The organism is Xenorhabdus sp. KK7.4 (assembly GCF_963876465.1).
Lineage (GTDB): Bacteria > Pseudomonadota > Gammaproteobacteria > Enterobacterales > Enterobacteriaceae > Xenorhabdus > Xenorhabdus stockiae.
Genome location: NZ_CAWNQF010000068.1, coordinates 64,780 through 78,188 on the forward strand (window position 1 = coordinate 64,780; position 13,409 = coordinate 78,188).

General features: G+C 43.2%; 13 protein-coding genes. 5 read left to right on the forward strand and 8 right to left on the reverse strand.

The genetic code is table 11. The features are described 5' to 3' along the window. Positions 1 to 24 precede the first annotated feature (24 nt). The 4 genes from gpmA to AACS90_RS09825 all read right to left on the reverse strand — a co-directional run bounded on the left by gpmA (position 25) and on the right by AACS90_RS09825 (position 4,635). The gene (gpmA, locus tag AACS90_RS09810; RefSeq protein WP_099122496.1) at positions 25 to 777 is read right to left on the reverse strand and encodes a 2,3-diphosphoglycerate-dependent phosphoglycerate mutase; all 753 of its coding nucleotides are present in this window, start codon (positions 775 to 777) and stop codon (positions 25 to 27) included. 174 nt (positions 778 to 951) lie between these two features. Continuing rightward, positions 952 to 1,782, reverse strand: coding sequence for a CPBP family intramembrane glutamic endopeptidase (locus tag AACS90_RS09815; protein ID WP_099122497.1), 831 nt, complete (start codon positions 1,780 to 1,782; stop codon positions 952 to 954). A gap of 233 nt (positions 1,783 to 2,015) precedes the next feature. After that, positions 2,016 to 3,500 carry a molybdate ABC transporter ATP-binding protein ModF gene (gene modF / locus AACS90_RS09820; RefSeq protein WP_099122498.1) on the reverse strand — a complete coding sequence of 495 codons (1,485 nt, stop codon included), beginning with the start codon at positions 3,498 to 3,500 and terminating at the stop codon, positions 2,016 to 2,018. A gap of 292 nt (positions 3,501 to 3,792) precedes the next feature. Beyond that, positions 3,793 to 4,635, reverse strand: a complete 843-nt coding sequence (locus AACS90_RS09825; protein ID WP_099122499.1) for a molybdenum-dependent transcriptional regulator — start codon at positions 4,633 to 4,635, stop codon at positions 3,793 to 3,795. Between the two features lie 229 nt (positions 4,636 to 4,864). On the opposite strand from AACS90_RS09825, the gene AACS90_RS09830 reads away from it, so the two are divergent. Further along, positions 4,865 to 5,005: an AcrZ family multidrug efflux pump-associated protein gene (locus AACS90_RS09830; protein ID WP_099109125.1), complete on the forward strand. Its 141-nt coding sequence runs from the start codon at positions 4,865 to 4,867 to the stop codon at positions 5,003 to 5,005. Between the two features lie 107 nt (positions 5,006 to 5,112). Here the strand turns inward: AACS90_RS09830 and AACS90_RS09835 are convergent, their stop codons facing one another. Further along, a complete protein-coding gene (locus AACS90_RS09835) occupies positions 5,113 to 6,336 on the reverse strand; it encodes an MFS transporter (protein WP_305847169.1) in 1,224 nt (407 codons plus the stop codon). 368 nt (positions 6,337 to 6,704) lie between these two features. On the opposite strand from AACS90_RS09835, the gene modA reads away from it, so the two are divergent. The 3 genes from modA to modC are packed head-to-tail and all read left to right on the forward strand — an operon-like array spanning position 6,705 to position 9,255. Further along, positions 6,705 to 7,487, forward strand: a complete 783-nt coding sequence (gene modA, locus AACS90_RS09840) for a molybdate ABC transporter substrate-binding protein (RefSeq protein WP_099122500.1) — start codon at positions 6,705 to 6,707, stop codon at positions 7,485 to 7,487. A gap of 17 nt (positions 7,488 to 7,504) precedes the next feature. Next, positions 7,505 to 8,197 (forward strand): molybdate ABC transporter permease subunit, encoded by a 693-nt coding sequence (gene modB / locus AACS90_RS09845; protein ID WP_099109127.1) that lies wholly within the window; start codon positions 7,505 to 7,507, stop codon positions 8,195 to 8,197. Then, positions 8,191 to 9,255, forward strand: coding sequence for a molybdenum ABC transporter ATP-binding protein ModC (modC, locus tag AACS90_RS09850; protein ID WP_193757228.1), 1,065 nt, complete (start codon positions 8,191 to 8,193; stop codon positions 9,253 to 9,255). The genes modB and modC overlap by 7 nt, the downstream gene beginning before the upstream one ends. Before the next feature lie 61 nt (positions 9,256 to 9,316). On the opposite strand, the gene AACS90_RS09855 is transcribed toward modC, so the two are convergent. Continuing rightward, a complete protein-coding gene (locus AACS90_RS09855; protein ID WP_099122502.1) occupies positions 9,317 to 10,132 on the reverse strand; it encodes a pyridoxal phosphatase in 816 nt (271 codons plus the stop codon). A gap of 147 nt (positions 10,133 to 10,279) precedes the next feature. On the opposite strand from AACS90_RS09855, the gene pgl reads away from it, so the two are divergent. Further along, a complete protein-coding gene (gene pgl / locus AACS90_RS09860) occupies positions 10,280 to 11,266 on the forward strand; it encodes a 6-phosphogluconolactonase (RefSeq protein ID WP_099122503.1) in 987 nt (328 codons plus the stop codon). A gap of 84 nt (positions 11,267 to 11,350) precedes the next feature. On the opposite strand, the gene AACS90_RS09865 is transcribed toward pgl, so the two are convergent. Together AACS90_RS09865 and bioA are read right to left on the reverse strand one after the other, a co-directional pair. Next, complete coding sequence (locus AACS90_RS09865) at positions 11,351 to 11,929, reverse strand: hypothetical protein (RefSeq protein ID WP_099122504.1); 579 nt, start codon at positions 11,927 to 11,929, stop codon at positions 11,351 to 11,353. Between the two features lie 190 nt (positions 11,930 to 12,119). After that, positions 12,120 to 13,400 (reverse strand): adenosylmethionine--8-amino-7-oxononanoate transaminase, encoded by a 1,281-nt coding sequence (gene bioA, locus AACS90_RS09870; RefSeq protein WP_099122505.1) that lies wholly within the window; start codon positions 13,398 to 13,400, stop codon positions 12,120 to 12,122. Between the last annotated feature and the right edge of the window lie 9 nt (positions 13,401 to 13,409).

Consider the following 13,409-nt stretch of genomic DNA (forward strand, 5'->3'; position numbering starts at 1 on the left):
TCCGGCTTTTTCTATTTTACTCAATTATTTCGCTTTACCCTGATTTGCGACAGCAGCTGCTTTTGCAGCGATTTCATCCGCATTACCCAGATAATAGTGTTTAATTGGCTTCATATTCTCGTCGAATTCATAAACCAGCGGTACAGCAGTTGGAATATTTAACTCAAGAATTTCGTCTTCGCCCATATTATCCAGATACTTCACCAGTGCGCGCAGAGAATTGCCGTGAGCCGCGATGATAACTTTTTCACCGTTTGCAACGCGAGGTTTAATTACTTCTTCCCAGTAAGGAACAACACGTTCGATAGTCGTTGCCAGGCTTTCTGTGACAGGAAGTTCTTCTGGTTTCAGGTTTGCATAGCGAGGGTCATGGCCGGGATAACGTTCATCATCTTTGGTCAGATCAGGAGGAGTGATGGCAAAGCCACGACGCCACAATTTAACCTGATCATCACCATACTTAGCCGCAGTTTCTGCTTTATCCAGACCTTGCAGGGCACCATAATGGCGTTCATTCAGTTTCCAGCTTTTTTCAACCGGTAGCCATTGTTGATCGACCTGATCCAGAATATTCCACAAAGTATGAATGGCGCGTTTTAAAACAGATGTGTAGGCAAAGTCAAAAGCAAAACCTTCCTGTTTCAGCAATTGACCAGCCTGTTGTGCTTCATTGCGACCTTTATCAGACAGTTCAACATCAGTCCAGCCCGTAAAACGGTTCTCTTTGTTCCACTCGCTCTCACCATGTCTTACAAGAACCAGCTTAGTTACAGCCATAGCTTAAACTCCTATCATTACTTTTTAATACAAAATGAAATGCTCGCTGCGGGCATTATATGGCGCGATAGACGGAAACAGCAAACAATAGTCGATGAACTTCTGTCTTAAATCATATATGGGAGGAGTTGCAGCCTGACTGGCTGCAACTTGAAATAGGCCGGATAGCGGAAATTAGCTGATGATCGTTTTAATCGGATATGTGTAAAACAGCAGGTGTAACACATTAAGGGTAAAATGGAATCCGACAGCTACCCATAAACGACCACTCCACATCCACGCTATACCATAAATCAGGCCTGCCAGTGTTGCGAAGGCCATCAATAGTCCACCGCCTGCGAAGTGAGCGGCACCAAATAGCACAGAAGTAATGATCAGCGCAAAATAGGGGCCCATCCACTGACTGAGCTTTTGCTGAATATAGCCACGGAATAGGGCTTCTTCTGCCAGTGATACAAATAAAATATTGGCAACAACGAAGGCAGGAAACCAACTAGGCAGGTGGAGTTCAACTGCCAACCCGCCAAGCGTTGTAGCAAGCCCTAATAATGCTGGTATTGCTGCGATTAATAACGCCCAGCCGTGGGCAGGAGCATTAACTACTGGGTTACAGCGGAATAGGCTTGGCATACAGCACAATAAGAGAAAAGGAACCAGTGCCTTGTCAAAATTGAAGTACATGGAAAAAGGTGCGCTGAGTGGCCCAACCTGTACTTTGTCCAGATATTTCAGGTTATGAAAACCGGGAATAAAATGTATAAATAACAAAATACTAACGATAACCAACATAGCTTCGGTAATGCTTTTACCGATAATATGCCTTTTGCTATTGAAATAGACATGCGCCACACCCAATACACTTATCATTAATAATGAGATGATCGCGGGGTAGGCCAGTATATGAGTGCTGATCCCAACAGCGATAGCTAAGAATGCAATGAAAAATGCGATTTTTTGGCGAATATCTAACAGTGCCAGCGAAGCGGCAAGTAAAGTCCAGCCCATAAAATTCTCGGTTCTTTTTAAAAAATAGGTAAACAATCTAAAAAATAGGGCGGGATTTTATAGCAATAGACAAAAAATTCAAAAAAATAATAAGAACTATCAAAAAAATGTTTATAGAACACGCTACACATTTATTTTTCTTCAGTATCAGCTGAGAGAGGAGTTGATATTTTATGGATTTCAGGCCGGCCTCCGGTCAGAGGCGGCCTGAAAAGATGAAGAGTATTAGAAAATCACAAAAGAGGGCTAAAAGTCAGCTCGGTTTCATAACGATAAATATTGCCATCAGGAATAAATCTCAGTCGATGAGTGATGCACTCTGGAGCATCTTCCTGATGATGTGAGACAAAAAGAAGTTGCGTATCACCATTTTTAATCATGATATCAATGAAACGCAGAACTAACTGCCGGTTGAGTGAATCAAGCCCTTGCAATGGCTCATCAAGAATTAACAAAGCGGGATGTTTCACTAAGGCACGGGCAATTAATACAAGGCGTTGCTGACCCCATGACAGACTATGAAACGGACTGTTTGCAGCTGTATCGGATAAACCCAATAATGCCAGCCACTCATCTGCCAATTGTCGTTGACGATCAGAAACGGCCTGATAAAGCCCGATGGAGTCGAAGAAACCGGAGAGAATAACATTACGGACGCTGGTACTGACACGATATTCAAGGTGAATACTATTACTGACATAACCAATGTGGCGTTTAATATCCCAGATAGTTTCTCCACTGCCTCGCTGGCGACCAAATAGAACCAGCTGATTGCTGTAACCCTGAGGATGATCGCCGGTAATCAGGCTGAGAAGAGTGGATTTTCCTGCCCCATTCTCGCCAATAATCTGCCAGTTTTCACCGGGATTAACCTGCCAGTTTAGGCCATGTAATATCGGTTTATCATTGTATTGAACAACAACATCATGCATTGATACCAGCGGTTGATCTGAGAGAAGCTGTTCATCAATTCGGTACTCATCTGTTTCCGGCAGACGAATATTCTTTAGCTTTTCACTGTGTGCTAATTGTGCAACCAGAGACTCAGCTAAAATGTGCTTTTTTTCTCCGGATAGCATCAGCTGACAATCGGCGAGTACACCAATTCTTTCAACAAAATTAGGGATCTGGTTAAATCTGTTTAACAGGAAAATCAGTGTGATACCTTTTTCGGTCAGTGTTGCTAATAGCTGAGATAACTGAGTGCGGGCATAAGCATCTAATCCGTCAAAAGGTTCATCAAGGATAAGAAGGTCTGGATCGGCCATTAATGCCTGACAAAGCAACACCTTTCGCACTTCACCGGTAGAAAGATACTTGAAACGGCGTGAAAGCAGATCTTTAATGCCAAAATATGCCGAGAGCTCAAGGCACAATTCATTATCTTTATGGTGGAGCTGAATGATTTCTGCGGCAGTGTGTCCAGTATCGTCTTCACCCTCACTGAGCAGGTCTGTATTGTTGCGTTGCCATTCTTTATCAACCAGTTGCTGAAGTTGCTCGAAAGAGAGGCGTACAGGAGTATGAAATGAGCAATGTATTTCACCCGTCAGTTGGGTTAATTCATTCGATAAAACACAGGCCAGAGAAGACTTCCCACTGCCATTAGAACCGACAAATGCCCAGTTCTCCCCAGAGATGATTTTTAGTGACGGTATCTTCAGGATACGGGTGTCACTTAAACGGAAACTACCTTGCGATACTTGCAATTCAGACATTTTTCTTCCTTATTTAAGCAACATCAACTAAAGGATCACAGAAATAAGCGGAATAATGTTCAATGTCAATGAGTAGTCGTCTGTTATTCGTTATGGATTTATATTTCGGGATGGGGGAATATTAATTGTAAGGGGGCATTCGGGTGTCCCTGACGGGGGCAAATATACCCGTTGTCTTTCAAGTTGCCTCTTTGTTGGCTGCATTCGCTCACCCCAATCGTATAGTTATCTATACTCAGGGGACTTGCTCTTTTGACGCTGCGATGCAACTCGAAATCCATAGGGTATATACTTAATTTAATGCTGCAATAATCACTTTATCAGCACCAAAAAGAGCGGTGACAGTATCATCTGGCTGAAGACCTAAACTTTCTATTTCCTGATTGGATAAGGTGGCGCAGAGAGATTCGCCACTACTCAGGCTCACGATAATTTCGCTGCACTGTACTCCTGCCTCAATCTGGCTGATTTGGCCGGATAACTGATTTTCAAAAACGACGGCATTTTCGAAAGAGTTAATGTCTCCGGAAAACGTCGTGTTACAGGAAACGGTAGCGGTAGCTCCTTTGCGTAAGGTGATCCACGGAGCTTTAATAAGTGCGATCACCTCTTTTCCTTTTATCAGTCCTAAGCGTTCAGCACTTTGTTCTGTTACAGAAGCGCGGATAGATGTTTTGCCATCAGCCAGCAGAATACAAATATTTTGCTGAATATTTCCATTATCACGTTCAACGACTGTACCGAAAAATTGATTTCTGGCGCTGGACTGTAAAGAAAACCGCGAAATGGCTGCCAGCAGACTATCCAGAGGCAGTGAATCCTGTTTGAGAGCATCGAATGCTTTTTGCTGAATTTGTTCCAGCAGGCCGTAAAGCTGTATCAGCCGTTCGCCATAAGGAGTCAGTTGAGCGCCACCGCCGCCTTTGCCGCCGGTCGCTCTTTTAACCAATAGCTCATCTGCCAGATGGTTCATCTCATTAATAGCATCCCAGGCACTTTTATAACTGATACCAGCCTGTCTGGCTCCCTGACTGATAGAGCCCGTAATTTTTATCTGCTTCAGCAATTCAATCCGCCGGGGATCGGCGAAAACCCGATGCTGCAATTTAAGAGTTAATAATATTTCGGCTTGCATAGTGATTCATTTCAGGTAACTATTTGAAAGTTTTTACAGAATAACCGTAAGAATCGCACGTTTCGTCGGTTACTGTTACCTTTTTATTGTCTAGAATAGCGTAATTGTTGTCTGTGCAGTAAAGCTTTTTATTTCATTACCGGGCGCTTATTGCCGGATGAGAGTGAAGCTGAATCAGGCACAGCTTATTGTTCGATTCGATGATAGTCATTCATGATATGGGGTATACATGTTTGAACTGATTAAAAGTATAGCGTTTGAACTGGTCATGGTTCCTGTTGTCATGGCAGCCATTCTTGGACTGATTTATGGATTGGGTGAATTGTTTAACCTTATCTCTAAAAGTGAAACACAAAGTATTGAGCGCTAATTTTGGTTGAATTTGATCGCCAGCGCCTCTGCGATTTTTTCCTAAAGAAGTCATATCCTGAGAGCAGATTGTTGATAAACCCTGTTATTTTAAACAGGGTTTATTTTTTACGGCATAAGTTCTATCTGGCGAGTCTCTTTCCCCAGCCAAACCACAGCGCCTACAGCCACCAGAATTGAAAAGCCGAACAGGGAAAAAATCAGAGAGATCGATGCATTCATCGCTACCAGATAACCGACCATCAAAGGGCCAATGATACCACCTATCCGCCCGACTGATGCAGCCATGCCAGCACCGGTTGCGCGAATTGCTGTCGGATATTGTTCCGGCGTGTAGGCGTAGATTGCTCCCCAGGCACCAAGATTGAAAAATGACAGCAAAATGCCAAAGATAAGAAGCTGGGTAATACTATCAGCTGTACCGAAGAAATAGGCACTGACAGCAGTTCCGATTAGATAGCTCGCCAGAACGAATTTACGTCCGTAGCGTTCAATCATCCATGCGGCAGTAAAGTAACCGGGAAGCTGAGCCAGCGTCATGATTAGCACATATTGGAAACTTTTTATTAGGCTAAACCCCTTCAGCATCATGACGCTTGGCAGCCACAAAAACATACCATAATAGGAAAATACTACGCAGAACCACAAAACCCACAACATGACTGTTGCTCGACGATAATCGGCCGACCATACTTCCCGTATATTATTCATAATTGAATTGAGGGGTTTCTGGGAGCGCATTTGTGTATAGCGTGGTGAATCGGGTAAATGCAAACGAAGGTAGATAGCGTAAAAAGCCGGTAGAGCACTCAGCAACATAGCAACCCGCCACCCATAACTTGGAATAACAAAATAAGCAATCAATGCCGCGGCAAGCCAGCCGAAGGCCCAGAAGCTTTCCAGTATCACAACCAGACGCCCACGCTCATGGGGTTCTACGCTTTCGGACACCAGCGTTGACGCGACGGGGAGTTCTCCGCCTAAACCCATGCCGATAATAAAACGCAGAACCAATAATGCTGCTAATGTGGTCACCAATGCCGTTAAGCCACTACCAACACTAAACAGTAGTAATGTGACAATAAAGGCTGACTTTCGTCCGGTCTTATCAGCCATCACGCCAAAGACAAAAGCACCGACAGCCATGCCTATCGAATTAATACTGCCTATCCAGCCTAACTGTTCTGAGCTCAGCCCCCAGTCCTGTTTCAGGGCTGCCAGTAAAAAGGATAAGAGACCGACATCCAGAGCATCAAACATCCAGCCCAAGCCAGCTATTGTCAGCAGCCGTTTTTTGGTGATGTTTTTTTGTAATGGGGTGGTGTGTAACAAAAGTTAGCCCTCATTTATGTAACATATCGAATGTTTTTCGCTTTTAAAATGCGCCCTTTTCCGGCCCATATCAGCAGTTATATTCAATGAATTTTGTGTTGTATTGCGGCCAACAAAGAGGCAACTTGAAAGATGAAAAGCATATAATACAACAGGGTATGGCACTGTATATAACTTCTTTTCTCCGTATCACTACATTAACAATACTGACGATTATTTGTGTTTTTTGCGTAATCTTTACATCAAATTAATACAAAAGCTAAAACTAGCTCACAACTTGCCGATTAATCTCAGAATAGTATTTTCATTTAACGTTGTATCTTGTTATATACAGCGCACCGTTTTGGTTATCATAAGTGAAATACAACATGAAAAAGCGTGTAATAAAGAATTTTTATCAGTTATTGGCTGGAGCTGTAGTGTTTTTTGCTCTTGTTAGCAACACTTGGGCAGCGGAAAAAGTGACTGTTTTTGCTGCTGCATCATTGACGAATGCACTTAACGATATTGCCGAACAGTATAAAAAAGATACTCGAGGAGAGGTTGTTGCTTCTTACGCATCATCTTCAACACTGGCTCGACAAATAGAACAGGGAGCACCCGCAGATTTGTTTATTTCTGCTGACCAACAATGGATGGATTATATTTCGGGCAAAAAACTCATTATTGAAGATACTCGTCATACTTTGTTGGGGAATCAACTGGTTCTGATTGCGCCTAAAAAGAGTAAGCTGAATAAAATCGATATCAATCAGGAAACAAAATGGAGTTCTTTACTGGCCGGAGGGCATCTGGCTGTTGGGGATCCTGACCATGTTCCTGTGGGTATTTATGCCAAAGAATCCCTGCAATATCTGGGATCATGGGACTTAGTTAATCCATTGCTGGCCCGAACTAACAATGTGCGTAGTGGTATGGCTCTGGTCGAGCGTGAAGAAGTGCCACTGGGAATTGTTTATGGGTCTGATGCTGTTGCCAGCAAAAAAGTGAAAGTTGTTGGTGTATTCCCGCAAGAGAGTCATAAACCGGTGGAATATCCGGTTGCAATTATTAAAGGTCATGAAAATCAGGCAGTACAGGATTTTTATGATTATCTTAAAACCCCTGAAGCCGTAGAAATTTTCACACGTTACGGTTTTAATTCACTGTAGGAACTGTTCTTTTGGAGATGTTAAGTGAATATGAATGGCAGGCAATTTTACTGAGTCTGAAAGTCTCAGGGATTGCAGTGCTGTTCAGTTTGCCATTAGGGATTTTGATGGCATGGGTTCTGGCACGTTGTCAGTTTTTCGGGAAATCCCTGCTGGATAGTGTTATCCATTTACCGCTGGTCTTACCCCCGGTTGTTGTTGGTTATCTGTTGTTAATGAGTATGGGGCGTCGCGGTATCTTCGGGGAATTTCTCTATGACTGGTTCGGTGTTAGCTTTGCATTTAACTGGACAGGTGCTGCTCTGGCTTCGGCTGTTGTTTCCTTTCCTCTCATGGTCAGGGCAATCCGTCTGGCTCTGGAAGCGATAGATCTTCGTCTGGAACAGGCGGCCCACACGTTAGGAGCCAGTTCACTTAAGGTCTTTTTCACGATTACTTTACCACTTTCATTGCCGGGTATTATTGTTGGCTCTGTGCTGGCATTTGCCCGCTCATTGGGTGAATTTGGCGCAACCATCACTTTTGTGTCAAATATTCCCGGTGAGACTCGTACCATTCCTCTTGCCATGTACACATTGATTGAAATGCCCGGAGCAGAAACTGCCGCCGCACGTTTATGTGTGATCGCAGTAATTTTGGCTCTGGTGTCATTACTGCTGTCTGAATGGCTGACCCGCTGGGGCAGAAAACGTCTGGGGGCAGCATGTTAGAATTAAATTTCGAACAGCATCTGGGTGATCTGCATATGCAGGTTGATACCACATTGCCAGCGGAAAGCATTACTGCCATCTTCGGGCTTTCTGGAGCAGGAAAAACCTCGTTAATCAATGCCATTGCCGGTCTGACCCGGCCACAAAAAGGCCGCATTACCTTAAACCAACGCATTCTGGTAGATACAGAGCACAAAATATTTCTGCCACCGGAAAAACGTCGAATCGGCTATGTATTTCAGGATGCCCGGCTTTTCCCTCATTATCGGGTCAAAGGAAATTTGCAATATGGTATGTCACCGGACATGCAACCACATTTTGGCAAAATTGTAGAATTGCTTGGTATTGAGCATCTGCTATCACGTTTCCCGATAACCTTATCTGGTGGGGAAAAACAGCGGGTTGCGATTGGGCGGGCATTACTGACGGGACCTGAACTCTTGTTGATGGATGAACCTATGGCTTCACTGGATCTGCCCCGTAAACGTGAATTATTGCCGTATCTGGAAAAATTGTCTGAAGATATCAAAATTCCGATCCTGTATGTCAGTCACAATTTGGATGAAATTATCCATCTGGCTGATAACGTAGTTGTTATGGATAAAGGAAAAATCAGGATGTCGGGCACACTGGAAGAAGTGTGGTCAAACAGCATCCTGCGACCGTGGCTGCAAAAGGATAACCTGAGCAGTATATTAACTGTAACAGTGATGGAGCATCATCAGCGTTACCACATGACAGCAGTGGCGGTGGCTGATAAAGCTCTCTGGTTACCGGAAATTAATGTCACAGAGGGAACTGATTTGCGCATCCGCATTGATGCTTCCGATGTTTCTTTAGTATTAGAGCCGCCAAAAGGCAGTAGTATTCGTAATACCTTACAGGTAAAAGTCATTGAATTTTTCGAGGATGCTGGTCAGGTTGATGTCAAACTTGCTCTGGGTGACCGTTATCTGTGGGCAAGGATTACTCCGTGGGCACGGGAAGCACTTAATTTGCGTGAAGGGCAATGGTTATATGCGCAAATTAAAAGTATTGCGTTAAATCGGCACTTATAAACTGAATATAGTGGAATGGAAGGAGCACGGGTGACTTATGCTCCTTCCAGAGTGAAACAAATTACAGCACATATTTTCGGATAACTTCCGCAATACCGGGCTGAACATTATCTTTGGTAACAAGATCTGCCCGCGCTTTGACATCATCAACGGCATTTCCCATCGCAACCCCCAAACCTGCGGATTCCAGCATACTGATGTCATTAAAATTATCGCCAAAAGCAATAACATCTTTCATATTCATCCCTTGTGATTCAACCCATTGCTGTAAACGCAGCCCTTTACTATTGCCCTTTTTGGCGATATCGACCTGATCAAACCATGACCATTCACACTCCAGATCGACCTCTTTCCTGATCTGCTCACTGACCTCACGTAATTTCGCTAAATCGGGAGACGTAGTGGCAAGTTTCCAGATGAAATTGACATTATTCAGTGCTTCCTGAAAGTTGTTGATATGCAGGAGAGTAGGGCGCTGATGCTCAGGCAGAGAATCGGACCATGCAAGGGTTCGGGTAACGGTATGTGGAGACTCGTATAAAATAGCATCATCAACATACATCAGATGATCAATTTCAGTGCCCTGTAAATAAGAAAGTACTTGAGAGGCTTCCTGAATAGAGAGAGGATTAGCGGCCAGAACCTTTTTAGCCTGATAATCATATGAATAAGCCCCGTTACAGCAAATCGCCGGAGTGTCGAGTTTAAGCGCCTGATAGAACGGATGGATGGCAACATGATGGCGGCCGGTGGCGATCAAAACCTTAATACCCGCTTGACGGGCTTCATTTAGAGCCGCGAGCGATTCTGGCAGAATATTTTTTTGTGGATCGAGTAGTGTTCCATCCAGATCCAGTGCGATAACGCGGTATGACATGAATTAGCCTCTAAGCTGTTGATGATTTGAACAAATATTATATGTTAATGAAAAACAGTTAAACTGATAATTATAAGTTTAACAGACATATCTTTTCAGGAATCATTGCAGATCAATAAAATAGTGATGGAGCTTTAAGGAGAGAAAATGAAACAAGTAGTTTATACAGCGAGTCCGAATAGTCGTCAGATCCACGTCTGGTCCCTGAATATTGCCGGAGAACTTTCACTGATCCAGACAGTCAGTGTACCGGGCGAAGTACAGCCAATGGTCATCCATCCTGATGGAAAGCATTTATATGTTGGGATACGCCCTCAGTTCAGCATCGTAACTTATAAAATTAGTGCTGACGGACGATTGGAGCAGCAATCTATTGCCCCGCTACCGGGAAGTCCGACACATATCTCAACGGACAGAGCAGGGCGTTTTTTATTTTCTGCTTCCTATAGCTTCAATAACTTAAGTGTCCATCCTATTGATGAAAAGGGCATTGCTAAAGCGCCGATTCAAGTCGTAGAAGGACTGAAAGCGCCACATTCCGCCAATATTGATCGGGAAAACCGTCAGTTACTGGTTCCATGTCTGAAGGAGGATCACATCCGTATTTTTGATCTGAATGATCACGGATATCTGACAGAACGTCGTGCTGATGAAATGACGACAAAAGCCGGAGCTGGCCCACGTCATATGGCTTTCCACCCTGAAAAAGAGGCCATTTATTGCATCAATGAACTCGATTCAACCGTTGATGTACTACGTAAATGGGAAAAATACCGGATTGTGCAGTCAATTGATTCGTTACCTGCTGATTTCTCGGCTGTTCGCTGGTCTGCGGATATTCACATCACTCCTGATGGCCGTCATCTTTATACCAGTGAGCGCTCTGAGAGTGTTATCAGCCACTTTATCGTGTCAGAAGATGGTTATCATCTGACATTGGCAGGGCATTACCCAACAGAAACCCAGCCCCGTGGTTTTGCTATCGATCATAGTGGATGTTTCTTAATTGCCTCTGGGCAAAAATCAGATCATATTTCCGTATCCGGTATTGATAAATACACCGGAAAACTTACTCAATTGGCACGTTATCCGGTTGGTAAAGGCCCAATGTGGGTAACGGTACTGGCACTATAAGTAAAAAGCCGCGCAGATTTTTGGCGCGGCAATTCATCATTTTTCTGTAATATACAAAAAATAAATTTGTATTTAAAAATTATTTTAGACGAAATTAAAAGTTCCAATCCCGGAGAAAACAATAGGGTATGTAACCAATATATTATGCTGATATACAGAAATTAAATCACCTAAATAAACATTTCCTTTAAATAAACGCAGGTGAATTTTTTGTGGGTAAATAAAAAGCTGAAAATTAAGTGGTGTGTTTATGATTGTATTGGTGTGATGAACTACTCCACTAAGATAAAGGTTGTTAAGATTTATTTGTGGCATGTTATAGCTGCCATAAATATATCCGTTGAAATTAGCATTTCTTCTTGTATGTGGATTGTTGCCAATTAAAACAGGATAAGATGATACCTGAATGAATGGATAGCTTCCAATTTGATGATAGGTGTTAATATTAAAATATCCGCTAACATACTCTGCCGTTTTAATAACAGGAATAGGATAAATTGGTGGGTTTATTACAGGAATCCCCCCAAACAAATTAGCAAGCTCAGGCTTTTCTTTTGCTATCGCCTCATAATGTAATTGTTCTTGTTCATAAGTATCCTGAGACTGTTTAAATATAGCTTCCATTTCTTCATTAGAAGGTACGGACAATTTTTCCTGATTCATAGTGTATTCCTCTCTGATTAAAGTAAATAAGACTGAGTGGAATATAACAAAAATATTTTATTTAGATGAGAAGGAATGCATTTAATTGATTGCCAATATTTATCAGGAATTGACTTTTACTAATAAATGGCTTGTTATTTTTTATAATAAATAAAAGTGGCAGCATTATTATTAGTGCTGCCGTTAATAATTAAATTACTGCATCAGCAATAGCATTTGTCAGTTTCAATAACTGCTCAGGCTGAATAATATAAGGCGGCATTAAATAAATTAAACGCCCAAATGGTCTGATCCAGACTCCCTGTTGGACAAAGTGGCGCTGTAATGCGGCTACATCAACAGGTTGTTTCATTTCCACCACACCAATGGCACCCAATACCCGGACGTCTTTAACTGAATTATATGATTTCAGAGGCAATAACTCTGCTTTTAAGCCGGATTCAATTGAGTGAATGCGTTGCTGCCACGGGCTTTCAGTGAGTAATTTCAGACTGGCTCCGGCAACGGCACAGGCCAGCGGATTTCCCATAAATGTCGGGCCATGCATAAAACAGCCTGCCTCACCCTGACTGATGGTTTCGGCAACATGGCGGGTCGTTAATGTTGCGGATAAAGTCATATAGCCGCCTGTCAGCGCCTTACCTAAGCACAAAATATCTGGTTCGATATTTGCGTGTTCACAGGCAAAGAGCTTGCCGGTTCGCCCGAAGCCGGTGGCGATTTCATCTGCGATCAGCAAAATTTGGTATTCATCACAAAGGTTGCGCACCTTGCGCAGGTATTCAGGGTGGTAGATCCGCATTCCACCGGCTCCCTGAACAATTGGCTCCAGAATAACGGCGGCGATTTCATCATGATGCTGTAACAGTAATTGCTGGAAAGAAGAGATATCTTCTGGCTGCCATTCGCCATCAAAGCGGGATTGTGGGGCATCAGCAAACAAATGATTGGGGAGATAGCCCTGATACAGACTGTGCATAGAGTTTTCGGGATCACAAACCGACATGGCGCCGAAAGTATCACCATGATAACCATGACGTAGGGTCAGAAATTTTTGTCGTCTTTTCTGCTGCTGTTGCCCTTTTGCCTGCCAGTATTGCAAAGCCATTTTCATGGCAACTTCCACGGCAACCGAGCCGGAATCGGCCAGAAAAACACATTCCAGCGATGCAGGCGTCATTGCTACCAGTTGTTTGCACAATTCTACTGCTGGTGGATGAGTAATGCCGCCAAACATCACATGCGACATTTTATCAATTTGCGATTTTGCGGCTTCATTAAGTACGGAATGATTGTAGCCGTGAATTGCCGCCCACCATGAAGACATACCGTCAATTAATTTACGCCCATCTGACAATACCAATTCAACACCACTGGCAGAATCGACCGGATAAGTCGGTAGTGGGTTGCTCATGGATGTATATGGATGCCAGATGTGTCGCAGGTCAAAGTCAATATCTGAAGGATTCATAATAAATTT